The sequence below is a fragment of the Pseudomonas sp. WS 5146 genome (genome assembly GCF_012985495.1).
In the GTDB taxonomy this organism is placed as follows: domain Bacteria; phylum Pseudomonadota; class Gammaproteobacteria; order Pseudomonadales; family Pseudomonadaceae; genus Aquipseudomonas; species Aquipseudomonas edaphica.
In genome coordinates, this window is sequence record NZ_JAAQWL010000002.1 from 249,048 (window position 1) to 272,728 (window position 23,681).

The following is a 23,681-nucleotide window of genomic DNA, read 5'->3' on the forward strand; positions in this document are numbered from 1 at the left end:
GGGTAGCGTCATTAAAGGCGCTACGTTAGTGAGCGCGGCGAAACGACGCAAGCAGGAGTTTGGGTTAAGCGTGAGATCTTGAGACCGGTAGAGAACAATGTGGGAGCTGGCTTGCCTGCGATGCTGACGCCTCGGTGTGTCAGTTACACCGAGGTGATGCTATCGTAGGCAAGCCAGCTCCCACATAGATCAGGATTTTGGCGGATTCACTTTCTGCACCAGTTCATACGCCCGCACCGTCGCCGGCCGTTCCTTGATGCTGTTGAACCAGCGCTGCACGTGCGGGAAGTCCTCCAGACGCTGGCTCTGCCACTTGTGGGAAACGACCCACGGGTAGATCGCCATGTCGGCGATGCTGTAGTCCTCACCCGCCACGAACGCGCGGTCCGCCAGGCGTCGGTCCAACACGCCGTACAGGCGCGCGGTTTCGTCCACATAGCGCTTGATCGCGTAAGGAATCTTTTCCGGTGCGAATTGGCTGAAGTGATGATTCTGACCCGCCATCGGCCCCAGCCCGCCCATTTGCCAGAACAGCCATTGCAGCGCTTCCTGGCGGCCGCGCAGGTCTTTTGGAATGAATTGGCCGGTTTTTTCCGCGAGGTACAGCAAGATCGCGCCGGATTCGAATAGCGAAATCGGCGCGCCGCCGTCGGTCGGGCTGTGATCGACGATGGCCGGGATGCGGTTGTTGGGAGCGATCTTCAGGAAGTCCGGCTTGAACTGCTCGCCCTGGCCAATGTTGACCGGGTGCACCTTGTAGGGCAGGCCGGCTTCTTCCAGGAACAGCGATACTTTGTGACCGTTGGGGGTGGTCCAGTAGTACAGGTCGATCATGAAGCTCTCCAAATGAGCGAATGCCTGTCTCTATAGGTGATGATCAAGGGGCAATAATTCAATCAAACATTTGCGTCTAACCTTAGAAGCCAATCACACCGCCCCATCGACCAACACCTGCAATGACTGCTGCGAGCACCGCTCAATGCGCACCTGTACGCCATAGACCTCGGCAAACAACGCCGGGTCGAGCACCTCATCCGCCACGCCGCTGGCGTACAACCTGCCCTGGCGCAGCACGGCAATATGGTCGGCGAAGCGTGCAGCCAGGTTGATATCGTGCAGCACCACCACGGCGATCAAATTGTGTTCGCGCACCAGCGTGCGCACGCAGTCCATGACTTTTAATTGGTAATTAAGGTCGAGCGCGCTGGTGGGTTCGTCTAGCAGCATCACTTGCGGGCGACGCGCAATCAGCTGGGCGAGGCCGACCAATTGGCGCTGGCCGCCGGACAACGTGCTCAGCAGTTGATCGGCCAAATGCGCGATGCCGATACGCTGCAACGCTTCGAAGGCTTCGCCCAGGCAGGCCTCGCTGGACAGCGCAATCCCGGCCACATTGGCCACACGTAGCGCGGCGATCACGCTTTCCATCACGCTGAGGCTCAGGCCCGGCGGCAGGTTTTGCGGCATGTACGTCACGCGGCGCGCACGCTCGGCCACCGACATGGCTGACAGGTCGAGGTCACCCAGCCTTACTACGCCTTGCATCTTTTCCAGCCCGGCAATGGCCCGCAGCAGCGTGGATTTACCCGCGCCATTAGGGCCGATCAAGGCGGTGAGGCTGCCGTGGGGCAGGGTCGGCAAGCTCAGCTCATGCACAATCTGCCGACGCCCGTAGCTGACCGTGGCGTTGTGTACCGATAACCCCGCACTCATAACTGCCTCCCGCGCTTGAACACCAACACCACAAAAATCGGTACGCCCACCAAGGCGGTGACAATGCCCACCGGCACAATCACGCCGGGCATGATCAGTTTGCTGGCAATCGACGACAGCGCCAGCAGCAAGGCGCCGGTCAACGCACTGGCGGGCAGCAGGAAGCGTTGATCCTCACCTACCAGAATCCGCGCGATATGCGGCCCCACCAAGCCGATAAAGCCGATGGTGCCTACAAACGCCACGGCGGTGGCTGACAGCAGGCTGATACGCAGCAACGAGAAAAACCGCAGGCGCTTCACATCCACGCCAAAGCTTTGTGCGCGGTCCTCGCCCATGCGCAGCAGGGTCAGGCGCGGCGCGGCGGCGAGGGAAAACGGCAGCACCACGGCAACGACAAAGGCGAGGATGCCGAGCTTGTCCCAGTTGGCGCGGGTCACGCTGCCCAAGGTCCAGAACACCAATTGTTGCAGCACGTCTTCGGTGGCCACCAGTTGCAGCAAAGCCACCACGGCGTTGCAACTGAACACCAGAGCGATGCCGAACAGCACCAGGCTTTCCACGCCCGCACCGCGCAGGCGTGACATGGCTTGCAGCAAAAACACCGAGGCGGCGGCAAAGATAAACGCCGAGATGGAAATCGCGGTGTTGGCCGACACCCACAGCGTGGTCACCGGAAACACGATGACCAGCGAGGCGCCCAAGGCCGCCGCCGACGACACGCCCAACGTAAACGGGCTGGCCAGCGGGTTATTGAGGATCGCCTGCATCTCGGCCCCGGCCAGAGACAGCGCGCAACCCACCAGCACCGCCATCAGCGCGTAGGGCAGGCGCACGTTCCAGATGATCACCTGGTCGGTGGCGCTCAGGTGCGACGGATGCAGGATGCCGTCGAGCAACGCCAGCAGGCCCATGCCCGACGGGCCGCTGGCCAGGTCCACCAGAATGGCGCAGACCAGCGCAATGCCGAGCAGCGCCAGCAGCCAGGTACGCCGGGCCAGCAAACGGCGATAGCCGTGAGTGGCGCTGGCAAGGTCGAGAGTTTGAGAGGTCATGGGGGCTCACAAGGTCTTAAAAACAATGAACATCCAAATGTGGGAGCTGGCTTGCCTGCGATTGCGGTGTGCCAGTCGATTAATTCAGTGACTGACACACTGCTATCGCAGGCAAGCCAGCTCCCACACTGACTGCATTCCTGCAGGGCGATTGGGGTTACTTGGTTTTGGCGTCAATCCAGTAAGCACCCTGCAGCGGCATCCCCAAAAACTGCTGGTTGATCTGTTTCATAGTCGCTTGCGGGTCGAGCTTGGCGAACAGTTCCGGGTGTACCCATTTGGCCAATACTTCAATCGCCAGCAAGTTGTATGGCGAGTTGTAAAAGTCATGCCACAGGCCGTGGGCATCGCCTGCGCGGATGGCACGCAGGTTGGCGAACTCCGGCCGCGCCAGCACATGATCAAACGCCTCACGGGCTTCATCGGTGCTCACGCCAGCGCCGAGAATCAGCCCAGGCTTGTGGTTGCCGGTGGCCACGTACACATCCGGGTCGGCCTTGAGCGCGTATTCAACGCTGATATCCCCCAGCGCACCCGGCACCACCTCGGCGGCGATATTGCGCCCGCCGACCAGCTTGATCACTTCACCCATGCCGCTTTTGCCGGTGGTGTGCCCCGGTGCCTGCCAGGCACCGGCGAGCAATTCGAGGAACACACTCGGGCGCGGGCCGGCGGCAGGCAAGGTGGCAACGGCGTCGGTGATAGCCTTGATGTGCTGGTCATAGAAACCCAGGAACGCCTTGGCCTGGGCTTCGCGGCCCAAGGCCTGGCCCAGCGCGTTCATGCTGGTGTGGGTGCCTTGCACCGGGTTGATGCGAAAGTCGACGAACAACACCGGGATGCCGGCTTTGGCCAGCACGTCTGCCACCGCGCTGTGTTCGGTCGGGCCGTGGCCGGAAATGCTGAACACCGCCAGATCCGGTTTCAGCGAGAGAATCTCCTCAGCACTGACACTCTGCTCCGACGCTTGCCCGATCAACGGGATGTCTTTGACCGTAGGAAACTTCGCCACATAGGCGTTGTAAGTGTGCTGGTCCAGCAGCTTCAAATCGTTCTGCCAGCCGACGATGCGCTGGAACGGCGCGTCCTTGTCGAGCAAGGCAAACGCCGAAATCAAGCGGCCTTCGCCCAGCACCACACGTTTGACGTGGTCTTTGACCTCGACCTTGCGGCCCAACACGTCGGTGACTTCATGGGCAGCGGCAGTTTCGGCGTGGCCGAGGACCAGCGCGGCGCACAGCACGCCGAGCTTAAGCACGTTACGAGGTTTGAACATGGAAAGGACTCCGGGTGAGGGGCAATCAGAATTCATAATCGACACTGGCGGTGAGCGTGCGACCGGCACCTGGGATGCCGTAGAGCTGGAAGCCGTCGAGGGACGCGCCGACCTGGCTGTAATAGAACGTGTTGAACACATTGTTGAGGTTGAGGTTGACCGTGGTGTCCTTGTTCACCTTGTATTGCGCCGCCAGGTTGCTCAGCCAGTAACCCGGGGCTTTTTCGTGGTCGCGGGTGTAGATCGCATACACGCCGGACGGGCCGTTGGCGTAGCTGCTGTTGTTGTTCAAACCGCCGACATCCTTGTTGTCGCTGTAGCGGCGACGGCCCACGTATTGCTCGCCGTAGCTGAGGCTCAGGGCGTCGGTGACGGCGTAGGTGGTCCACAGGTTGGCGGTCAGGTCGGGGACGTTCTTGGCTTCCGCGCCTTTATTGATACCTTTGGTCTGCGTGCTTTTGAGCGCCGAGAAGCCGGTGTAGACGGTCCAGCGCGGGGTGATGTTGCCTTGCAGGCCGAGTTCGATGCCGTCCACACGCTTGGCGGGCAGGGCGCGCACCGGGGCGGATTCGCCGTCCTGGTATTCCCAGGCGTTGTCCAGTTCGGTGCGGAAGATCGCCGCCGTGACATTGAGCCTGTCGTGGGCAATGTCCCACTTGGTGCCGATCTCGTAGGTTTTCGACTTGGCCGGGCTGTAGTTACTGGTGGTGGACGCGCCGTAGATCTGGTTGTTGGTGGACGCGCCCAGCGCCGACGGTTGCGCCGCCTCGCTGTAGGACACGTAAATGCTGCCGTTCGGCAATGGCTTGTACACCGCGCCGACGCGACCGCTCACTGCGCCGTCGGTGCTGCTGATGTCGGCCTGGCCGCGCTGGCTGGTTTGCGCGCGCCAGTTGTCGTAGCGCAGCGAGCCGAGCACTTGCCATTGCTCGTTGAGGGTGACGGTGTCGCCCGCGTAGACACCGGCGTTATCGATCACCGAGCGCGGGTCGCCTTCGCCTTTGGTCACGTAGGTGCTGGCGAAGCTGTGGCTGGGGTCGTTCATGTTGAAGAACAGATCGCCGGCCGGCACTTCGGCGTTGCGTTTCAGGCCGCCGTAGGTCTCGTGATAGAACTCCAGGCCGCTGACCACGGCGTGCTGCAGGCTGCCGGTGTTGAACGTGAAGCTGAAGTCGGTCTGGTTATCCAGGATGGTGTAACGCTTGGACAGGCCAAAATCGCCGCCCCGCAGGATGCCGTGGCCGGTGTTGCTGTTGTTCACGTAGTCGGTGTAGGCATTCACCGTGCTGCCGGGCACTTGGCTGATAGGCCCTACGCCGGTGTAGCCCAAGGTCGCACAGCGGGCGCCGGTGCAGGTTTTTTTACCGCTGGCATCGGCGACGAAGAAGCGTGCCGGCGACAGCACGGCGAAGTTGTCGCTGCGTTCCCAGCGCGTCTGGTTGCGCAGGTAGGCGTCGTGCCAGTCAAAGTCATGCTCGAAGCGGGCGGTCAGCGAGGTGGTTTCGTTCTCCTGGGTATAAAGGCTGGAGTCGCCGTACCAGTCGGAGCGTTTGACGCCAGGCATGCGGTGGCCGTCGGTGCCACGTTGGATCGGCACGCCGCCGTCCGGCGTATTGGTGTCTTTCTGGTAAAAGGTGTCGACGAAAAAGCGCGTGTCGGTGCCCAGGCCGAAGCCGAACGAGGTGGCGATGCCCCAGCGGTCGTAGTCCACGTCGTCGCGGTCGGCCACTTGGTTGTAGTGCTTCATCAGGTTGATGCGCACGGCGGCGGTGTCGGTCAGCTGTTTATTGAGGTCGGCGGTGAGGCGACGGTAGCTGTCGGTGCCGATCCCGGCGGACACCTTGTTGGCATCGCCCAGGTGCGCTTCTTTGCTCACCAGGTTGACGCTGCCGCCCACGGCGGAAACGCCGGACTCGATCGAACCCGTGCCCTTGAACACTTCGGCCTGTTGCAGGTTGAAAGTGTCGGTGCGTGTGGACATGCCCGCGTCGCGCACGCCGTCGACGGTCAGGCTTTGCTCGGAGGAAAACCCACGGATCGAAAACAGATCGCCCCAGCCCAGGTTGCCTTCGCCGGACATGAAGGTGATGCCGGGCACGTTGCGCAACACTTCCTGCAAGGTCTGCGCGTTCTGCTCCTTGAGCACCTGCTGCGGCACGATGGTCACGCTTTGCGGGGCGTCGAGCAGCGGCTGGCTGATTTTGGCCGAGGTCACGCGGTCGACTTTGAAGGTGGAGGTGGCTTCCTGGCCGTCGACCTTGATTTGCGGCAGGCTTACCACCGAATCATTCGGCGTGGCGGCCGGCGCATCGGCCCAGGCGGTCGGCGCAACACTGCCGGCGGCGAGGAAACCGAACATCGGTGCCAGGGTTGTGTGCAGCGTGTGACGTTGGGGCGTGGGCAATGACATAGGTGATGATCCGAGTCTAAATTACAATTACTCTCATTCAGGTTCGGTAGTCTAAAGAGCGATTCCGCCTGCTATACCCTGGCTTTGTATCGCTGATGCGTGATTATGGTTTCCCACAACATTCCATTACATTTGCGTGTATCGCTGGATGAACTTTCGGCTATCTCCTGCGTTTTGAGTTTTCGGATTGACTGCCCATGGCCAAGCTTGACCACCTGCTGATCGTTGATGATGACCCGCAAATCCGTCAGTTGCTTTGCGACTACTTGAGTGACGCGGGGTTTCAGGTGTCCACCGCCGCCGACGGCAAGGAAATGCGCCGCCGCCTGGCGCTGAATGTGATCGACCTGATCGTGCTTGACCTGATGCTGCCTGGCGAAGACGGCTTGAGCCTGTGCCGCGAACTGCGCGTCAGTTCCAACACGCCGGTGGTAATGCTCACCGCCAAAGGCTCGTTGATCGACCGCATCGTCGGCCTGGAAATCGGCGCCGACGACTACCTGCCCAAGCCGTTCGACCCGCGTGAGTTGCTGGTGCGAATCAAGGTGGTGTTGCGCCGGGTGCAGAGTTTTCCGGACCGCGCGCGGCTGGACGAGGCGCCGAGTATTCGTTTTGCCGGCTGGCAACTCGACACACGGGCGCGGCAATTGCTCACGCCCGAGGGCGTGGTGGTGAGCCTGGGCAACTCGGACTACCGTGTGCTGCGCCTGCTGTTGCAGCACCCCAACCGGCCGTTGAGTCGCGACTTTTTGCTCAACCATGTGTTCGACAAGGACAGCACGCCGTTCGACCGCTCCATCGACGTGTGTGTCAGCCGCCTGCGCTCGCAGCTGCCGGCGGGGCTGATCAAAACCGTGCGCAACGAGGGTTACATGCTGACTGCCGATGATGTGGTGCTGGAGTCGTGAGACTGCTGCCGCGTTCGCTGTTCGGGCGGCTGGTGCTGATTCTGGTCAGCGGCATGCTCGCGGCCCAGGCGCTGACCAGCAGCATCTGGTACGACCGTCGGCATGGCCAGGTGCTGGAGATTCCTGCGCGGTTGATCGCCACACGCCTGGCAGACGTGGTGCGCCTGGTACACAGCGACCCGCAGCAGGCCGACCAGTTGATCAAACTGCTCAACACCCCGCATTTTCAATTGACCTTGAGCGATCAGGCCAGCAACACGCCGAGCACGTTGACCGACAGTGACCGGCCCACCGAGCGGCTGATCAAGCAGGTGCTGACGGAGAAAACCGGTTCTGCCCAGACCCTGATGTTGCTGCGCCTGTCTCTGGTTGATGGCGAAGGGCAAGGCGCCGGGCTCTCGACCCTGCTCAGTTCCAAGCCGGTCATCGGGCAGTTCCTGATCGACCTGCGCCTGCCCGATGGGCGCTGGTTGCAGGTGGACGCCAGTGAGGAGCAGGGCTGGACTAGCACGTCGCCGCTGGACTTGCTGTTCGACTACGTGATGCGCATCTATTTGCTGCGCGTGCTGGTGCTGGTGATCATCGCGTTGGTGGCGGTGCGCCTGGCCATCCGCCCGCTCAATGCCTTGGCCAAGGCCGCCGAAGCCCTGGGCCGGGATATCCAGCGCCCGCCGTTAGCGTTGGACGGCCCCACCGAAGTGCGCCGCGCCGCCCAGGCGTTTAATGCGATGCAGCAACGGTTGATAGCCAATATTGCCGAGCGCACGCGCTTTCTGGCGGCGATTTCCCACGACCTGCGCTCGCCGATCACACGCCTGCGCCTGCGCACCGAAATGCTCGAAGACACGCGCACCAAGGAGCGGTTTCGCAGTGACCTGGAAGAAATGGAACACATGGTGTCCAGCACCCTGGATTTTGTCAGCAGCGGCGAAATCAACGAGACGCGGCAGAACATCGACATCAATGCCTTGCTGCAAAGCCTGCAGGCCGACCTTGAAGACGTGGGCGAAAGCGTGACCATTGTCGGTCGCGCCCGGCAACCGCTGCCGGGCTATGCACGCAGCCTCAAGCGTTGCGTGCAGAACCTGCTGGAAAATGCGGTGCGTTATGGCCGAGAAGTGGTGGTGCGGGTTGAGGATCAGGTGGACAGTTTGAAAATCGTCATCAGTGACCGTGGCCCAGGGATTCCCCAGGAGCAACTGGAGCAGGTGATGGAACCGTTTTACCGCATCGAAGGCTCACGCAATGCCGACACGGGCGGTTACGGGTTGGGGCTGAGCATTGCGCACACGATTGCGCGGGCGCATGAGGGGCGGTTGAGTTTGAGTAATCGGGAAGGCGGGGGGTTGGAGGTGGTGTTGCAGTTTCAGAGAAAGCTCTGATCTGAAATGCTGAGCAAATGTGGGAGCTGGCTTGCCTGCGATGGCGGAGGGTCAGCTGACACATTGTTAACTGTCAGACCGCTATCGCAGGCAAGCCAGCTCCCACACTGACTGCATTCAGGGCATCAGGCCCCGTGGCACTTCTTGAATTTCTTCTCACTGCCGCACGGGCACGGATCGTTGCGACCCACGTCCTTCAACGCGTTGCGCACCGGCTCCTGGTGAGCGTGGCCGCAGTTCGGGCCGTGGACATGGCCGTGGTCGTGATCATGGCCGTGATCATGCTGATCGTGATCGTGGTTGCAGTCAGGACCATGGACATGGGGTTGCTGAGTCATCGATGTCGCTCCGGAATAAAATCGCCGGGGATTATCTCGCCATTGTGGGCGACCTGCACGTCATTACCGATGAATAATCCGGTTTTCAGCTCGCCTTCCAGGCGATAGGGCACGGGTTTGGTCGGGTTTTTGAGCATTTGCACCACATCGCGGATCTTCGGCCAGAGGTTGGTGCGCACCTTCACCCGAAAAAACCCATGACTGCGCGGCGGTATGGTCAGCCATTCGTTGGACTCGCCTTCGGTCAACACAAAACCGCCCAGGCTGACCTTATAGATCAGGCCGCGCACCGTGAGGTCGGCGTCGTCGCGGTTGTCGACGCGAAACCACAGTTTGAATTTCTGCTCCAGCAGCTTGGCCCGTACCACCTCGACTTTCACCAGGGCGACGTGGGGCGTAGGCGCATCGTCTTCAAACCACGACGCGCAGCCGCTGAGACTCAAGGTCAACGCCAGCATCAAGCTGTACATCCGAAGCATGGCGTTTTCCCTGTGGGTGATTAGAGGTAGCTGGAACAGCACTTCTTGAATTTTTGGCCACTGCCGCACAAACATACATCATTGCGCCCGGCCTTGAACTCAACCGTCGGATCGATGAAGTACCAGCGCCCGTCATTCTGTACGAAAGACGACTGCTCACGGTGGCTGTGTTCGCCGGTGCTGTCATGCCAGCGTGCGGTAAAGGTCACGAATGCATGTTCCGGCTGGCCGCCGAACACTTCCGAACTTTCCACCTCCAGGCCCAGCCAGGTGCTCTGCGCGCTCCAGGCGCTGATCGCAATGCGGTCCAGGCCGGCTTGCTGCGCGGGCAAGGTTGTGGCCACCAGGTAGTCCACCAGGCCCAGCACATAGGCGCTGTAGCGCGAGCGCATCAGCGCGGTGGCGCACGGCGCCGGGTGGCCGGCGTGATAGTGGCCGCAGCAGGCATCCAACAGGTTGCCGCTGCCGCAGGGGCAAATGGATGTACTCATCGGGTTACCACCAATACTTTCCAAAATTTTCCGGGTTGGCCCAGAAACGGGCGTTGAGCCAGTCGGGCACCTGTTTGTAGTCAAGCAGATCATAGGTAAACAGTGTCAGTACCTGCTCGTCGCGCTGGAAACGCTCGCCGGCTTGCAGGGCCAGGGAGAAGAAGTCGGTGTCTTTCCAGCCGCAGGCGCCCAGGTCCACCAGCACCGCAATGCGGCTGCTATTAAGGTTGCGAATGCCGCCGAGCAAGGTCAGGCCTTGCGGTTTTGACAGGTGCTCCAGGCAGTCGACCACCAGCGCCAGGTCAAAACGCTGCGCCGCCAGTTCTGCCGGCAACGGCCCGGGCGGGGCGATGGCCACGATGGTGTCCGGGTGCTCGGCCTGGAACGCCTCCAGCGCCGGAAACTGGCTGGCGCCCAACAACAACAGGCGTTTGGGCTGGTGCAAGTCGAGCAAAGCGGCCAGGGCTTGCTGGGGTGTACGGGAAGAAATACCAGCGGTCATCACAGATCCTCACATCAGAACCCTAGAGACTAGCGCGGCTGAGCGTGCGGGCCTAGAGCGGGCGGCAGCGAAAAGTCCTACAAATGCGGCGATCCTCAATGAAACCGGGGGTGTGGCGTACTGGCGCAGATGAAAAGAGCGGTCTTTACTCCACCTGTCGGCCCCCGCCGATCCCCTCAGGAGAAATCACATGAGCATCATGCGGACAGCTCTACCCTTGGTTCTGCTAACCGGAGTATTGACAGGTTGCGCAGGGTTGCAAAAAACCGATTGGCCCACCTGTGCAGCAGTCGGTGGTGTGACGGGCGCTGCCATTGGCGCCACTGAAAGTTCAGCCTATGCGGGCGCAGGCGCGCTGTTGATCGGCGGCATGGCCGGCGCCTATTGCTGGGTGCATGGCGACGGCGACGAAGATGGTGACGGTGTGCCGGACAGCCGCGACAAGTGCCCTGGCACGCCAAAAGGCGTGCAGGTCGATGCCAATGGTTGCCCACCCGCACCGCCGGCCGCCGTGGTTGAGGAAGTGGTGGTGGTCAAGGAAGAAACCATCGTGATTCGCGATGTGCACTTCCAGTTCGATTCGGCCAGGTTGACGGCAGCGGACAAAACCAAGCTCGACATCATTGCCACTCGCCTGAAAAAAGAAGCCCCAGGCGCGCAACTGCGGGTCAGTGGGCATACCGACAGCGTCGGTAAAGATGCCTACAACCAGAAACTCTCGGAAAAACGCGCCCACTCGGTGACTGATTACCTGGTCAGCTCCGGTGTGCCTCGCAGCAACTTTGTCTCGGTGACCGGTGCTGGCGAAAGCCACCCAGTGGCCGATAACAAAACCGCTGAAGGGCGTGCGTTGAACCGTCGCGTGGAAATCCAGATCAACCGCTGACAGCCCTTGCCCCTGCGGGCACCGCAGGGGCATCGCCGGCGAGCCCTGGCAAGTTTTTTCATCCTTCACTGGCAAATCGCCTGCAGAAGTCGGTACTGTGCGCCCAAAGAATAATAGGCAGGGGCATGCGGGATGAAGGTGTTTTGGGGGCTGGGAAAGTTTCTGACGTTGTTGTTCTGGGTAGTGGTGCTGGTCAACCTGTTCCGGCCGCTGACGAATCCGTTTCACCTGTTGGTCAGCCTGGCCGGCAGTCTGTTGATGCTTACCCACCTGCTTGAATTGCTGTTGTTCAACAGCAGCTTGAAACACCGTGCCCACCCTTGGCGTGACCGCTTGCAGATTCTGCTGGTGGGGATGTTCCATGTGCGGGGCCTGTCGGCGCCTGCTGCGGTTAATGAAACGAACGAGGAGGCCAATCATGCGTAAGGTTTTTCTGTTGGCCCTGTTGGTCAGCCCCATTGCTATGGCGCAGAGCGTCAGTGTTGAAACCAACTCGCTGATGCGCCTGCCCAGCAGCACCAGCGTGTTGCAACTGGAGCGCCTGGATGTGGCGGACTACGGAACGTTGCTGGTGCCGGCGACCATCAGCCAAGTGACCGTGGATGAGTTGCACCTGGGTCGCGAGGCGCGTATCACCATCGCCCCCGGCAATACCGCGCTGCAATTGCAGGTGCGTAATGCGCAACTGGAACATGGCAGCCAGATCACGTCGCGCGGCGCCCCCGGTACCCACGAAAAGCCGGCCAAGGCCGGGCGTGACCTGGTGCTGCGCATTAACGCGCTGACCGCCGAAGAGCTGTCGGTGGACGCGCGTGGCGGCGCCGGTGCCCAAGGTTATGCCGGCCTCGATGGCGCCAACGGTGTGGACCCAGGCTGCACCTGGGGTTCCGCCGGGCGTGGTGCCAATGGCGATAACGGCGGCGACGGCCTGCCGGGCGCGTCGGGGGCGACTGTGCGGGTTGAGCTGCCACAGAGCTTCCCGGCAGAGCAGATCAAAGTGTGGGTCGACGGCGGGCCGGGTGGCTTGGCCGGTACGGCGGGCAAACCGGGCAAAGGCGGGCAATCCAAAGGGTGCCTGGTGTACCGCGCCGACGGTGGTGATAAAGGCCGGCCAGGGCTGGAAGGCCAGCCGGGGCCGGCTGGGGCTGCGGGTGCTGTGACCATTCAGCGGTTGTGAGTCGTTTGGGCTGACGCCATCGCGGGCAAGCCCGGCTCCCACAGGTTGGAATGCATTCCAAATGTGGGAGCCGGGCTTGCCCGCGATGGCGGACTAACAGCCGCCTCAGAACATCGGCCGCGCCGAAGCAATCGCCACCACCACCAACCCCACGATCAAATTAATCCCCACCAATTTGCGGATCTGCCCCAGCGCAGCCGCGCCCGCCGGCCAATCCTCAGCCGCCACCGCTGTGCGCAGTTCCGGGAACTTCAGTGCCTGGATGCGGATAAACAGCGCCGTCATCACCAGATACAGACCCATCATCACCTGCACATAGCGCGGCGCAGTCTCAAAACCACTGAAGCGCAGTTGCAACAGGCCGATGCCGCTGATCGGCAAAATCAGCACCGCGACCCAGACCCACACAAAAAAACGCTGAAACACATTTGCCCACAGCTTGAGCCGGGCAGGGCCTTCAAGTGCCGCCATGGCGGCGGGGCGCAGGATCATCCAGGCGAAAAACATACCGCCGACCCAAACCAGGGCGGCCAATACATGCAGGGTGTAAGCGAGGCTAAAGGCGGTCATTGTGGTACTCCGTTCTGCGCGGGATTAATTAGCGGGGTATGATAGCGGCCGATCCGAACCACTGAAAATTTATCCAGCGTTTTTTGCGCCCGACTATCCATGATCAGCACTGAACTCAAAACCACGATCCAGGGCGCCTATTCGCGTTTTCTCGAAGCCAAGAGCTTGAAACCGCGCTACGGCCAACGCCTGATGATCGCCGAAGTGGCCAAGGTCCTCGGGGATATCGACACCGACGACGAAGGGCGGCGCAGTGGCGACCCTGCGATTGTGGCTGTCGAGGCCGGCACCGGCACCGGCAAGACCGTGGCCTACAGCCTGGCCGCGATCCCTACCGCCAAGGCTGCCGGCAAGCGCCTGGTGATCGCCACCGCCACTGTCGCCCTGCAAGAGCAGATCGTCTACAAAGACCTGCCCGACCTGATGCGCAACAGCGGTCTGAACTTCACTTTCGCCCTGGCCAAGGGGCGTGGGCGCTACATGTGCCTGTCCAAGCTCGACGTGTTGCTGCAGGAAGGCCATGCGCAAACCGCCACTGCCTCCTTGTTCGAAGAAGAAGGCTTCAAGATCGAGGTGGATGAAGTCAGCCAGAAGCTGTTTACCAGCATGATCGAGAAGCTGGCCGGCAATAAATGGGACGGCGACCGCGACAGCTGGCCCACCGCTCTTGAAGATTCGGACTGGGCACGCCTGACCACCGACCACAGCCAGTGCACCAACCGCCATTGCCCCAACTTCGGCCAGTGCGCCTTTTACAAGGCCCGCGAAGGCATGGGCAAGGTCGACGTGATCGTCACCAACCACGACATGGTACTGGCCGACCTGGCCCTGGGCGGCGGCGCGGTGTTGCCGGACCCGCGCGACACCCTCTACGTATTCGACGAAGGCCACCACCTGCCGGATAAGGCAATTGGCCACTTCGCCCATTACACGCGCCTGCGTTCCACGGCCGACTGGCTGGAAACCACTGCCAAGAACCTCACCAAACTGCTGGCCCAGCATCCGCTGCCCGGCGATTTGGGCAAGTTGATCGAGCAAGTGCCGGAGCTGGCGCGGGAGATCAAGACTCAGCAGCAGTTCATGTTCAGCGCCTGTGAACAGGTCGCCGACTTCAAGCCCGGCGAAGACGTGGAGGGCCGTGAGCGGCCGCGCCACCGCTTTGTCGGCGGGTTGATCCCCGAGCATATGCGCGAAATGGGTATTGAGCTGAAGAAGGGCTTTTCACGCCTCACCGACCTGTTCACGCGCCTCACCGACTTGCTCAAGGAAGGCATGGATGGCGAGGTCAATATCGGCATCGCCAGCAACCAGGCCGAGGAGTGGTACCCACTGTTCGGCAGCCTGTTGTCACGCTCCCAGGGCAACTGGGAGCTGTGGACCGCCTTCACCGTCGAAGACCCGGAAGACGACCCGCCGATGGCGCGTTGGCTGACCCTGTCGGAAAGCGGTGCGCTGTTCGATATCGAGGTTAACGCCAGCCCCATCCTCGCCGCCGAAATGCTGCGTCGCAACCTGTGGAACGTGGCTTATGGCTGCCTGGTGACCTCGGCCACGCTGACGGCCCTGGGCACTTTCGACCGTTTCCGCATGCGCGCCGGGCTGCCGAAAAAAGCAGTGACGGCCGTGGTGCCGAGTCCGTTCCACCATGCCGATGCTGGCGTGCTGCGCGTACCGGACCTCAAGGCCGACCCACGGGATGCGGCCGCGCACACGGCGGCGATCATCCGCGACTTGCCGGAGCTGGTCGAAGGTTCGCGCGGCACACTGGTACTGTTTTCGTCACGTAAACAGATGCAGGACGTGTTTGACGGCCTCGACCGTGACTGGCGCAAACAGGTGTTTATCCAGGGCAACCTGTCCAAGCAGGAAACCCTCAACAAACACAAGGCGCGGGTTGATGGCGGCGATTCCAGCGTGCTGTTCGGCCTGGCCAGTTTTGCCGAAGGCGTGGACTTGCCCGGCGCCTATTGCGAGCACGTGGTGATTGCCAAGATCCCGTTCTCGGTACCGGATGACCCGGTCGAGGCAGCCTTGGCCGAGTGGATCGAGGCGCGGGGCGGTAACCCGTTCATGGAAATCTCGGTGCCGGATGCGTCCTTGAAGCTGGTCCAGGCCTGCGGTCGCTTGCTGCGTACCGAGGAAGACCGCGGCACTATCACCTTGCTCGACCGCCGTTTGGTCACGCAGCGCTATGGCAAAGCTATCCTTAATGCCTTGCCGCCGTTCAGGCGCGAAATTTCTTAAGCCACTCATTTATTAAGCTGCTGTGGGCGAAGTCGCCCACTTCGTGGTCTATCTCACTGCCAACGCTTTATGTCATCAGGCCAGTTATCGGCCGATTGGGAGAACCTTGTTCGTATGATTCGCACGCTGCCTGCTCTTTTTGCCCTGTTATTCGCTGCGCCCTTGATGGCCGCGCCTGCCGGGCAACAAACGCTGTTCAACTTCGTCCGACCTGCCGATGTGGTCAAGGTGGCGACTCAGGACGCCAGCCTGCCGCAATACAACGCCGAACAAACCCCCGAAGGCGAGGTGTTGCGCCGCATCACCTTCAACCCGGTGGCCGAACCGAGCCTGGTGCTCAGCCCGCAGGCCGGGAGCTGGGACTGGTCGCAATCCGGCGCCATGAGCCTGCGTATCCAGAGCGCCATGGACTGGGCGTTGACCCTCTATGTCAAAGTACAGAGCGTCGACGGCAAGACTCTGGTCAGCCGTATCGACCTGCCGGCCGGCCCGGCCCAGACCCTGTTGATCCCGTTGCAAGCCAACTCGCCGCTGAGCCAGGGCATGAAGGCCGGCCCGCCCATGCCGATCACCCTGGACGGCCAGCGTGTATTGCTGGCCGCCAGTGCTGGCGAGATCGACCGCAGCCAAGTGGCCTCGGTCACCTTGTCGATGCTCAAGCCCAATGCCGCCCAAAGCATTTTGCTTGAGCGTTTTGGCGTGCAGGACAGCGAGCCGGTGCTGAAGGCGGTCTACAGTGAGCTGGTGGACGCTTATGGCCAGTCCACCCGTGCACGCTGGCCGGAAAAGGTCAGCACTGACGAGCAACTCAAAGCCGCAGCGGCCAAGGAGCAGCAACAGCTCAAGGGCTGGCTGGCCGAGCGTGACAAATCCGCTCTGGACCCATACGGTGGCTGGAACAAAGGCCCGGCGTTCGACGCCAGTGGTTTTTTCCGTACCGAGAAGCGTGACGGTCGCTGGTACCTGGTGACGCCGCAAGGCCATCCGTTCTATTCGTTGGGTGTTAACACCGTGGCACCGGACAACAACCAGACCTACGTGGCCGGCCGCGAGTGGATGTTCGCCGCGCTGCCCAAGGCTGGCGAACCGTTCGACAAGTACTACGGCAGTGGCGATAACCGGGGCGGCAACGGTGCCGATCAGGGCCGCGGCTTCAATGTCGGGCGTTGGTACGATTTTTACGGCGCCAACTTGCAGCGTACTTATGGCGGCGAAGGTTTCGACCAGAAGCGCTGGGTCAGCCACACCCTCGACCGCCTGCAAGCCTGGGGCTTCAACACCGTGGGCAACTGGAGTGATGAGGACCTGGCCCGCGCCGACCGTGTGCCCTACACCTTGCCGCTGTCGATTGTCGGTGACTACGCCAGCATCAGCACTGGCACCGACTGGTGGGGCGGCATGCCCGACCCGTTCGACCCGCGCTTTGCCATGGCCACCGAACGCGCCGTGGCCATTGCCGCCCGTGACCACCGTGATGACCCGTGGCTGATCGGCTATTTTGCCGACAACGAGCTGGCCTGGGCCGGCCCCGGCGATGATCCAAAATCCCGTTACGCCTTGGCCTATGGCACGTTGCGCATGACCACCGACGTACCGGCCAAACGCGCATTCCTCAAACAACTGCGCGACAAGTACCGTAACGAAGAAGGCCTGTCGAAAGCCTGGGGCATCCACCTGGCGGGTTGGGAGCTGATGGAAGACCCAGGCTTCGAGCCGCCGATGCCGAGCCCCGAACACCCGGAAATCGAAGCTGACTTCAAATATTTCCAGAAGACCTTCGCTGATGCCTACTTCAAAACCATCTCCGATTCGTTGAAATGGCACGCGCCCAACCAGTTGCTGCTGGGTGGTCGGTATGCCGTCAGCACGCCCGAGGCCGTGGCGTCCTGCGCCCAGTATTGCGACGTGCTGAGTTTCAACATGTACACCCTGAAGCCGCAGGACGGTTATGACTTTGCTGCCTTGCGCACGCTGGACAAGCCGGTGCTGATTACCGAGTTCAACTTCGGCTCGGCCGACCGTGGCCCGTTCTGGGGCGGCGTGACACAGTTGGCCCGTGAAGAAGACCGTGGCGTGGCGTACAGCAACTTCCTCAAGCAGGCCATGGCCGAGCCATCGATTGTCGGCGTGCATTGGTTCCAGTACCTGGACCAGCCGGTCACCGGGCGCCTGCTGGATGGCGAGAACGGCCACTTCGGGCTGGTGGGCATCACCGATGTGCCGTTCCAGGGCTTTGTCGAGAGTGTGCGTAAAAGCAACCTGGCGGCGGTCGACCAACTGGGCAAGGAGGCCGAAAAAGCCAAGGCGGCCAGCAAGGTTCGCGAGAACGAAGGCGGCAAGTCCGGGCAAGAAGGCAAAGGCGCGGGGCAGGGCGCCGGGCATGCGGGTGGACACTCTGGAAATGGCCATTGATTCATCACTGACGGGTTCACAAAACCTGCAATGACTGGAACAATGTCGGCCACTTCTTACGGTGTTTTCCAAGGCGGCTTAGGTGCAGATTCAGGGTCATTACGAGCTCCAGTTCGAAGCGGTACGTGAAGCCTTTGCCGCGTTGTTCGATGACCCGCAGGAGCGTGGTGCCGGGCTCTGTATCCAGATCGGCGGCGAAACCGTCGTCGACCTGTGGGCCGGTACCGCCGATAAGGACGGTGCCGAGGCCTGGCACAGCGACACCATCGTCAACCTGTTCTCCTGCACCAAGACCTTCACTGCCGTCACGGCCCTGCAGCTGGTTGCCGAAGGCAAGCTGAAACTGGATGCGCCAGTTGCCGACTACTGGCCCGAGTTTGCCGCGGCGGGTAAAGAAACCATCACGCTGCGCCAGTTGCTCTGCCACCAGGCCGGGCTGCCGGCGATTCGCCAGATGCTGCCGACCGAAGCCCTGTATGACTGGCCACTGATGGTCGACACCCTGGCGGCCGAAGCCCCGTGGTGGACGCCGGGCGAAGGGCATGGCTACGAGGCCATCACTTATGGCTGGTTGGTCGGCGAGTTGCTGCGCCGTGCCGACGGGCGCGGGCCGGGCGAGTCGATTGTGGCGCGGGTTGCGCGGCCCCTGGGCCTGGACTTCCATGTCGGTTTGGCGGACGAAGAGTTTTATCGGGTTGCGCATATAGCGCGCAGCAAAGGCAATATGGGCGATGAAGCCGCGCAACGTTTACTTCAAGTAATGATGCGCGAACCTAATGCCATGACCACCCGTGCATTTGCCAACCCACCGTCTATTCTGACCAGCACTAATAAGCCCGAATGGCGGCGGATGCAGCAGCCAGCGGCAAATGGTCACGGTAATGCGCGCAGCCTGGCAGGTTTTTATAGCGGATTGTTGGACGGTAGTTTGCTTGAGAGCGACATGCTCGAACAATTGACCCGCGAACACAGTATCGGGCCAGACAAAACATTATTGACTCAAACCCGTTTCGGTTTGGGGTGCATGTTGGATCAACCGCAACTGCCCAATGCCACCTTTGGCCTTGGCCCGCGTGCGTTTGGCCACCCTGGCGCCGGTGGTTCGGTGGGGTTTGCCGACCCTGAGCGCGATGTAGCATTTGGTTTCGTGACTAATACACTGGGCCCTTATGTACTTATGGACCCGCGTGCGCAGAAGTTGGTCGGAATATTGGCCGGTTGTCTGTAAAGAGCTTGCTGTTTCACGTTTTTTTGTTACAAAGGCAAGTATAAGAAGGCGCTGAACGAAATTGTGTAACTTTACTGTTCTCTAAGCGTCTGTTTAACGGGTCAACCAGGCCCCCCGTTTTTTTCTCATTTTGTGGATACCTCATGTTATCGAACAAGTCCTTGGCACTGGCGCTGTGCCTCACTATTACTGGCTGCGCACAAACACCACAAAGTGATGCCGAAGGTGGGCACTGGTGGTCATTTGGATCTGACAAGGCTGCTACCAAGGACGCCGTGACACAAACCGACGCCAAGCCGGATGCCAAACCTGCCGCCGGCGCCAAGCCTGTCGAACCTGTGGCCGCCGCTGCTGCTCCAGCGCCTGCACCGGTAGCCAAGGCTGACACCGGCTTCAACTGGTGGCCGTTCGCTGCCAAAAGCGCCGACGAAAAAGCGGCGGATGCCAAAGCCGACCTGAAAGCCGACCTCAAGGCCGCAACCCCTGCTTCCACGCCGGATGCTGCGCCTGCCGTCGCCAAGACCGACACCGAAACCAAATGGTGGTGGCCGTTCGAAAGCAAGCCAAAGCCACTGGCCAAGGTTGATGTGACCAACGTGCAGATGCCCGATCCGAAAATCACCCAAGCCTGGCTGGATGATTATGAGCCGCGTCTGCGCGCCGCCATCAAGGACAGCAACCTGCAACTGGAACGTCGTGACAACGTATTGGTCGTGATTGCCCCGGTGGACGGCTCCTACAACCCGAAACGCCCGGCAATGCTGCTGCCGGTCACACTCGGCCCGTTCACACGCGTTGCCAAAGCTGTTGAAGCTGACCCCAAGACCGCGGTCCTGGTCCTGGGTCACGTTGATGCCACAGGTACCGCCCCGGCCAGCCAGGCGTTGACCAAAGAACGTGCGCAATCCATTGCCTCTATCTTCAGCCTCAGCGGCTTGAAGCAGGATCGCTTGATGCTGCGCGGTATGGGCGACCTGATGCCGCGTGCCGCCAACGACAGCAATCAGGGGCGTGCGCTGAACCGTCGCATGGAGATCATGTTCACTCAGCGTACAACTATGTTGGCGCTGCTGAGCAAGTACAACTCGGGCAAACCACCGGTCGCTGACATGGTCGCTGTGCAAACTGCGCCAGCCCCTGTGCCGGCTCCGGCTGCGAAAAAAGCGGCTCCGGCGAAAAAAGCCCCGGCCAAGAAAGCTGCCGCCAAGCCAGCTGCGAAAAAAGCCGCTGCCAAGCCTGCCGCGAAAAAAGCCGCACCGAAGGCTGCCGCCCCGGCTGCGAACGACCAGGCGAAAAACTGATCCGTTGAAACAGAAGGATAAAGCTGCATGACCCAGGCACTGGCCGATATGCGCCGTGACTACACACGGGACGGTTTGAGCGAGGCCCAGGCCCCGGACGAGCCGTTTGCGTTGTTCCACCAATGGTTTGGCGATGCGGTGAAAACCGAGCAGCCACCGGTGGAGGCCAATGCCATGACCCTGGCCACGGTCGACCAGGACGGTCGCCCGCACTGTCGCATCCTGCTGCTCAAGGGCCTGGATGCACAGGGTTTTACCTTCTTCACTAACTATCAGAGCGCCAAGGGTGAACAACTCGCGGCGCGGCCGTTTGCGGCCATGACCTTCTTTTGGCCCTCCCTGGAGCGCCAGGTGCGCATCGAAGGGCGGGTGGTCAAGGTCACGCCTGAAGAGTCGGATGCCTATTATCAGGTCCGGCCTTTGGGCAGCCGTCTTGGCGCCTGGGCATCGCCGCAAAGCCAAGTCATTCGTGACCGTGAAGAGCTGCAGGAGCTGCTCAAGCAGACCGAACAGCGTTTCAGCGATACCCAACCCGACTGCCCCGAGCATTGGGGTGGCTATCGTTTGTTGCCTGAGCGCATCGAGTTCTGGCAAGGCCGCGCCAGTCGCCTGCATGACCGCCTGAACTATCGCCTGCAAGCGGGCGAGTGGACGCGCGAGCGCCTGGCGCCCTGAGCTACACCTTTCGTCATTCCATCTGAATGGTGATCATCACGCCGAAGTCTCTACACAGAGGCTTCGGCGTTTTTGATTGCGTGACTACAATAAAGAGCGCTTCCACGTGATTTTTGGATCGGGGCGGGAGCTACCGTTCGTCGAGTTTTTTGGTGCTGGCAGTCTGTACTCAGGCTGAATGAAAGCAATTTTCTGGCGTGCTTGCCGTGACAGGCGCCAAGCAGCGGCGTCTAATGAACACCTGTCCTTTGGAGTTGATGCTATGCGTAAGTCTGTTTTACTAGTTGCCTGCTTTACCACCTTGTCGTTGCTGTTGGGTGGCTGCGCCTCGAGTCTGACCGGCGACTCGTACTCCCGTGACGAGGCGCGTCGTGTACAGACCGTTCGTATGGGCACCATTGAATCCCTGCGTCCGGTGAAAATCGAAGGCACCAAGACCCCAATCGGCAGTGTTGCCGGTGCAGTGGTCGGCGGCGTTGGCGGCAGCGCGATCGGTGGTGGCCGTGGCAGTATCGTCACTGGCGTTATCGGTGCGGTTGCCGGTGGCTTGCTGGGTTCCGCCGCTGAAGAAGGACTGACCCGCACCCAGGGTGTTGAAGTTACCGTTCGCGAAGACGACGGCAGCATGCGCGCCTACGTCCAGGCCGTCGACCCTAACGAAATCTTCCGCATTGGCGACCGCGTGCGCATCATGACGGTTAACGGCACCAGCCGTGTAACGCGCTAAGCGCTGGTTGTAGAAACGCAAAACCCCAACCGGGTGACGGGTTGGGGTTTTTTATTGCCTGCGGTTTTTTGAGAAAATGCAGGCAATAAAAAAACCGCCTTAGTAGGGCGGTTTTTATTGCAAGCCATGTCTAAGTTTGCCTGTGGCGAGGGAGCTTGCTCCCGTTGGACCGCGTAGCGGTCCCATGCTTTTAAAGCAAAGAGCAGGGGCCGCTACGCGACCCAGCGGGAGCAAGCTCCCTCGCCACAGGTACGGTGTCCGGGCAGGCATTCACGCACTCACTTCACACCTGAAAGTGCTTCACCATCGTATTCAACTCATGCGCCAGGCTGGCAAGCGATTGCGAAGCGGCGGTGGTCTGAGTCGAGCCTTCGGCGGACTGAATCGACAGCTGTTGAATATTCAGCAAGTTGCGGTCGACCGCCCGGGCAACGTCAGCTTGCTCCGCCGCCGCCGTGGTAATCACCAGATTGCGGTTGTTGATCTCGTCATTGGCGGCAAGGATATCCGCCAGCGCTTGCTGCGCCAGTTCGGCCAGGCCAATGGTTTGCTGGGTCATGGTGCTGCTGTCGAGCATGGTGTTGACGGTGCTGGCGGTGTTGGTCTGGATGCTGCCAATCATCTGTTCGATTTCCTGGGTCGATTGCGCGGTGCGATGGGCGAGGGCGCGTACTTCGTCGGCGACCACGGCAAAACCACGGCCCGCATCACCGGCCCGCGCCGCTTCGATGGCCGCGTTCAGTGCCAATAAATTGGTTTGCTCGGCAATGGTGCGGATAACGTCGAGCACTTTGCCGATGCCTTTGGCCTGCTCGGCCAGGCCGCCCACTTGGCTGGAGCTTAGCTCTACACCACGGGTCAGGGCCTGGATGGAACTCAGTGCCTCGACCATACGTTGCTGGCCTTTCAAGGCGATGCTGCGCGACGCCTGGGACAGGTCGGAGGTGGTGGCGGCATTCCGGGCGACCTCTTCAATGGCCGTGGTCATCTCGGTGACGGCGGTGGCGGCCTGCTCGATCTCGCCATGTTGCTGCTGCAGGTCGCGGCTGCCCTCGGCAGTAACGGCATTCAGTTCCTCGGCCGCTGCCGCCAGTTGGCTCGACGAGCCGGTTATTTGCCGCAGTGTCTGCACCAGGTTGTTGCGCATGGTCTCTTGTGCCCGCAACAGGCGTGTGGCTTCGTCATTGCCGGTCGGGTTTATGGGCTGGCTGAGATCGCCCTTGGCGATGGTTTCAGCCACCCGTACCGCCTCAATGATGGGGCCGGTGATGCTGCGGGTCAGCAGCCAGGCCACCAGCACCGTGCCGCCACTTACCAGCACGATGACGATGGCGATACCGCCCACGGCATGCTGGTACGCGGCCACGGAAGTCTGGCCGGCAAGTTCTGCGCCCTTGTTGGCGAGGTCGATCAACTGATCGAAGTTCTTGGTCATCTGCTCATAGCTTTCTCGAATGCTGTTGAGAAAGTCACGGGCGCCAGCCTTGTCACCTGAGCGCGAGCGTTTGAGCATCTCGGTGTGGTTCTTGGCGTACCCTTCCAGGCTCTGGTTAAACACGTCCAGGCGCGATTTTTCCTCCGGCGTGCGCAACAGCGCTGCATATTGAGCCAGTTGCTCCTTGACGCTTTTCAGGCGACCCGCGGATTTGTCTTCGTAGGTCTGCATATCGGCGTCGCTTGCGGACAGGATGTGCGCCATTTCCCCCAAGCGAAAACGATCCAGCGAGGCATTGGCCAGGGCGAGGATCCTCACGCGCTGCATCCAGTTGTTTTGGATGTCGGCAGCCTGGGACTGCACTTCGCCGATCTGCTTGAGCGCGAACAGGCCGAGAAACACACTCAGCGACGCAATAGCAGCGAAGCCGATGAAGGCTCTGGCTGCGATTCTTATATTTCTCAGGAACATG

Annotated in this window: 22 protein-coding genes; 11 read left to right on the plus strand and 11 right to left on the minus strand. The window is 61.2% G+C overall.

From position 1 onward, the window contains the following. Positions 1–189: 189 nt before the first annotated feature. From HBO41_RS05625 to HBO41_RS05645, 5 genes are all read right to left on the minus strand, one after another. Complete coding sequence (locus tag HBO41_RS05625) at positions 190–834, minus strand: glutathione S-transferase N-terminal domain-containing protein (protein WP_169985402.1); 645 nt, start codon at positions 832–834, stop codon at positions 190–192. Positions 835–927: 93 nt separating this feature from the next. Further along, on the minus strand, positions 928–1,713 hold the full coding sequence (locus HBO41_RS05630; RefSeq protein ID WP_169985405.1) for an ABC transporter ATP-binding protein: 786 nt from the start codon (positions 1,711–1,713) through the stop codon (positions 928–930). Continuing rightward, positions 1,710–2,768: an iron ABC transporter permease gene (locus HBO41_RS05635; RefSeq protein ID WP_169985407.1), complete on the minus strand. Its 1,059-nt coding sequence runs from the start codon at positions 2,766–2,768 to the stop codon at positions 1,710–1,712. The genes HBO41_RS05630 and HBO41_RS05635 overlap by 4 nt, the downstream gene beginning before the upstream one ends. A 157-nt stretch (positions 2,769–2,925) precedes the next feature. Beyond that, positions 2,926–4,044: an ABC transporter substrate-binding protein gene (locus HBO41_RS05640; protein ID WP_169985408.1), complete on the minus strand. Its 1,119-nt coding sequence runs from the start codon at positions 4,042–4,044 to the stop codon at positions 2,926–2,928. Between the two features lie 25 nt (positions 4,045–4,069). Continuing rightward, positions 4,070–6,454 (minus strand): TonB-dependent siderophore receptor, encoded by a 2,385-nt coding sequence (locus tag HBO41_RS05645; RefSeq protein ID WP_169985410.1) that lies wholly within the window; start codon positions 6,452–6,454, stop codon positions 4,070–4,072. A 197-nt stretch (positions 6,455–6,651) separates the two neighbouring features. Here HBO41_RS05645 and HBO41_RS05650 point away from each other — a divergent pair, with 197 nt between their 5' ends. Together HBO41_RS05650 and HBO41_RS05655 are read left to right on the plus strand one after the other, a co-directional pair. Beyond that, on the plus strand, positions 6,652–7,362 hold the full coding sequence (locus HBO41_RS05650) for a response regulator (protein WP_056857506.1): 711 nt from the start codon (positions 6,652–6,654) through the stop codon (positions 7,360–7,362). Then, on the plus strand, positions 7,359–8,744 hold the full coding sequence (locus tag HBO41_RS05655) for an ATP-binding protein (RefSeq protein ID WP_099548572.1): 1,386 nt from the start codon (positions 7,359–7,361) through the stop codon (positions 8,742–8,744). The genes HBO41_RS05650 and HBO41_RS05655 overlap by 4 nt, the downstream gene beginning before the upstream one ends. A 125-nt stretch (positions 8,745–8,869) precedes the next feature. Here the strand turns inward: HBO41_RS05655 and HBO41_RS05660 are convergent, their stop codons facing one another. Genes HBO41_RS05660 through HBO41_RS05675 form a run of 4 tightly spaced genes read right to left on the minus strand, consistent with a single transcriptional unit; the run spans position 8,870 to position 10,554 of the window. Further along, positions 8,870–9,082 carry an SEC-C metal-binding domain-containing protein gene (locus HBO41_RS05660; protein ID WP_017137184.1) on the minus strand — a complete coding sequence of 71 codons (213 nt, stop codon included), beginning with the start codon at positions 9,080–9,082 and terminating at the stop codon, positions 8,870–8,872. Next, positions 9,079–9,561, minus strand: coding sequence for an LEA type 2 family protein (locus HBO41_RS05665; RefSeq protein WP_017137185.1), 483 nt, complete (start codon positions 9,559–9,561; stop codon positions 9,079–9,081). Before HBO41_RS05665 ends, HBO41_RS05660 begins: the two co-directional genes overlap by 4 nt. A gap of 20 nt (positions 9,562–9,581) precedes the next feature. After that, positions 9,582–10,052, minus strand: coding sequence for a YchJ family protein (locus HBO41_RS05670; RefSeq protein WP_017137186.1), 471 nt, complete (start codon positions 10,050–10,052; stop codon positions 9,582–9,584). Positions 10,053–10,056: 4 nt separating this feature from the next. Then, positions 10,057–10,554: a DUF6231 family protein gene (locus HBO41_RS05675; RefSeq protein ID WP_017137187.1), complete on the minus strand. Its 498-nt coding sequence runs from the start codon at positions 10,552–10,554 to the stop codon at positions 10,057–10,059. 190 nt (positions 10,555–10,744) lie between these two features. Between HBO41_RS05675 and HBO41_RS05680 the strand changes: the two genes are divergently transcribed. The 3 genes from HBO41_RS05680 to HBO41_RS05690 all read left to right on the plus strand — a co-directional run bounded on the left by HBO41_RS05680 (position 10,745) and on the right by HBO41_RS05690 (position 12,617). Then, complete coding sequence (locus HBO41_RS05680; RefSeq protein ID WP_169985412.1) at positions 10,745–11,440, plus strand: OmpA family protein; 696 nt, start codon at positions 10,745–10,747, stop codon at positions 11,438–11,440. Between the two features lie 132 nt (positions 11,441–11,572). Continuing rightward, on the plus strand, positions 11,573–11,866 hold the full coding sequence (locus HBO41_RS05685; protein WP_017137189.1) for a DUF1145 domain-containing protein: 294 nt from the start codon (positions 11,573–11,575) through the stop codon (positions 11,864–11,866). Beyond that, positions 11,859–12,617: a hypothetical protein gene (locus HBO41_RS05690; RefSeq protein WP_026013715.1), complete on the plus strand. Its 759-nt coding sequence runs from the start codon at positions 11,859–11,861 to the stop codon at positions 12,615–12,617. Before HBO41_RS05685 ends, HBO41_RS05690 begins: the two co-directional genes overlap by 8 nt. Before the next feature lie 105 nt (positions 12,618–12,722). Here HBO41_RS05690 and HBO41_RS05695 read toward each other — a convergent pair whose 3' ends face one another. Next, a complete protein-coding gene (locus HBO41_RS05695) occupies positions 12,723–13,187 on the minus strand; it encodes a CopD family protein (protein ID WP_017137191.1) in 465 nt (154 codons plus the stop codon). A 99-nt stretch (positions 13,188–13,286) separates the two neighbouring features. Between HBO41_RS05695 and dinG the strand changes: the two genes are divergently transcribed. From dinG to HBO41_RS05725, 6 genes are all read left to right on the plus strand, one after another. Further along, on the plus strand, positions 13,287–15,431 hold the full coding sequence (gene dinG, locus HBO41_RS05700; RefSeq protein ID WP_169985414.1) for an ATP-dependent DNA helicase DinG: 2,145 nt from the start codon (positions 13,287–13,289) through the stop codon (positions 15,429–15,431). Positions 15,432–15,545: 114 nt separating this feature from the next. Next, on the plus strand, positions 15,546–17,843 hold the full coding sequence (locus HBO41_RS05705) for a beta-galactosidase (RefSeq protein ID WP_169985416.1): 2,298 nt from the start codon (positions 15,546–15,548) through the stop codon (positions 17,841–17,843). 82 nt (positions 17,844–17,925) lie between these two features. After that, the gene (locus HBO41_RS05710) at positions 17,926–19,071 is read left to right on the plus strand and encodes an EstA family serine hydrolase (RefSeq protein ID WP_017137194.1); all 1,146 of its coding nucleotides are present in this window, start codon (positions 17,926–17,928) and stop codon (positions 19,069–19,071) included. A 143-nt stretch (positions 19,072–19,214) separates the two neighbouring features. Then, positions 19,215–20,372 (plus strand): OmpA family protein, encoded by a 1,158-nt coding sequence (locus tag HBO41_RS05715; RefSeq protein WP_099548575.1) that lies wholly within the window; start codon positions 19,215–19,217, stop codon positions 20,370–20,372. Positions 20,373–20,399: 27 nt separating this feature from the next. Next, on the plus strand, positions 20,400–21,047 hold the full coding sequence (gene pdxH / locus HBO41_RS05720) for a pyridoxamine 5'-phosphate oxidase (RefSeq protein WP_099548576.1): 648 nt from the start codon (positions 20,400–20,402) through the stop codon (positions 21,045–21,047). Between the two features lie 262 nt (positions 21,048–21,309). Beyond that, the gene (locus HBO41_RS05725) at positions 21,310–21,774 is read left to right on the plus strand and encodes a glycine zipper 2TM domain-containing protein (protein ID WP_017137197.1); all 465 of its coding nucleotides are present in this window, start codon (positions 21,310–21,312) and stop codon (positions 21,772–21,774) included. 283 nt (positions 21,775–22,057) lie between these two features. Here the strand turns inward: HBO41_RS05725 and HBO41_RS05730 are convergent, their stop codons facing one another. Then, positions 22,058–23,680, minus strand: coding sequence for a methyl-accepting chemotaxis protein (locus HBO41_RS05730; RefSeq protein ID WP_169985418.1), 1,623 nt, complete (start codon positions 23,678–23,680; stop codon positions 22,058–22,060). Position 23,681: the final 1 nt, after the last annotated feature.

Excerpts from the sequence above, each read along its gene's own strand:
- dinG (WP_169985414.1), top strand. The coding sequence starts at position 13,287 with ATGATCAGCACTGAACTCAAAACCACGATCCAGGGCGCCTATTCGCGT.
- HBO41_RS05660 (WP_017137184.1), bottom strand. The coding sequence starts at position 9,082 with ATGACTCAGCAACCCCATGTCCATGGTCCTGACTGCAACCACGATCAC.
- HBO41_RS05670 (WP_017137186.1), bottom strand. The coding sequence starts at position 10,052 with ATGAGTACATCCATTTGCCCCTGCGGCAGCGGCAACCTGTTGGATGCC.
- HBO41_RS05640 (WP_169985408.1), bottom strand. The coding sequence starts at position 4,044 with ATGTTCAAACCTCGTAACGTGCTTAAGCTCGGCGTGCTGTGCGCCGCG.
- HBO41_RS05730 (WP_169985418.1), bottom strand. The coding sequence starts at position 23,680 with ATGTTCCTGAGAAATATAAGAATCGCAGCCAGAGCCTTCATCGGCTTC.
- HBO41_RS05665 (WP_017137185.1), bottom strand. The coding sequence starts at position 9,561 with ATGCTTCGGATGTACAGCTTGATGCTGGCGTTGACCTTGAGTCTCAGC.
- HBO41_RS05645 (WP_169985410.1), bottom strand. The coding sequence starts at position 6,454 with ATGTCATTGCCCACGCCCCAACGTCACACGCTGCACACAACCCTGGCA.
- HBO41_RS05635 (WP_169985407.1), bottom strand. The coding sequence starts at position 2,768 with ATGACCTCTCAAACTCTCGACCTTGCCAGCGCCACTCACGGCTATCGC.
- HBO41_RS05675 (WP_017137187.1), bottom strand. The coding sequence starts at position 10,554 with ATGACCGCTGGTATTTCTTCCCGTACACCCCAGCAAGCCCTGGCCGCT.
- HBO41_RS05680 (WP_169985412.1), top strand. The coding sequence starts at position 10,745 with ATGAGCATCATGCGGACAGCTCTACCCTTGGTTCTGCTAACCGGAGTA.
- HBO41_RS05650 (WP_056857506.1), top strand. The coding sequence starts at position 6,652 with ATGGCCAAGCTTGACCACCTGCTGATCGTTGATGATGACCCGCAAATC.
- HBO41_RS05725 (WP_017137197.1), top strand. The coding sequence starts at position 21,310 with ATGCGTAAGTCTGTTTTACTAGTTGCCTGCTTTACCACCTTGTCGTTG.
- HBO41_RS05715 (WP_099548575.1), top strand. The coding sequence starts at position 19,215 with ATGTTATCGAACAAGTCCTTGGCACTGGCGCTGTGCCTCACTATTACT.
- HBO41_RS05695 (WP_017137191.1), bottom strand. The coding sequence starts at position 13,187 with ATGACCGCCTTTAGCCTCGCTTACACCCTGCATGTATTGGCCGCCCTG.
- pdxH (WP_099548576.1), top strand. The coding sequence starts at position 20,400 with ATGACCCAGGCACTGGCCGATATGCGCCGTGACTACACACGGGACGGT.
- HBO41_RS05690 (WP_026013715.1), top strand. The coding sequence starts at position 11,859 with ATGCGTAAGGTTTTTCTGTTGGCCCTGTTGGTCAGCCCCATTGCTATG.
- HBO41_RS05625 (WP_169985402.1), bottom strand. The coding sequence starts at position 834 with ATGATCGACCTGTACTACTGGACCACCCCCAACGGTCACAAAGTATCG.
- HBO41_RS05630 (WP_169985405.1), bottom strand. The coding sequence starts at position 1,713 with ATGAGTGCGGGGTTATCGGTACACAACGCCACGGTCAGCTACGGGCGT.
- HBO41_RS05685 (WP_017137189.1), top strand. The coding sequence starts at position 11,573 with ATGAAGGTGTTTTGGGGGCTGGGAAAGTTTCTGACGTTGTTGTTCTGG.
- HBO41_RS05705 (WP_169985416.1), top strand. The coding sequence starts at position 15,546 with ATGATTCGCACGCTGCCTGCTCTTTTTGCCCTGTTATTCGCTGCGCCC.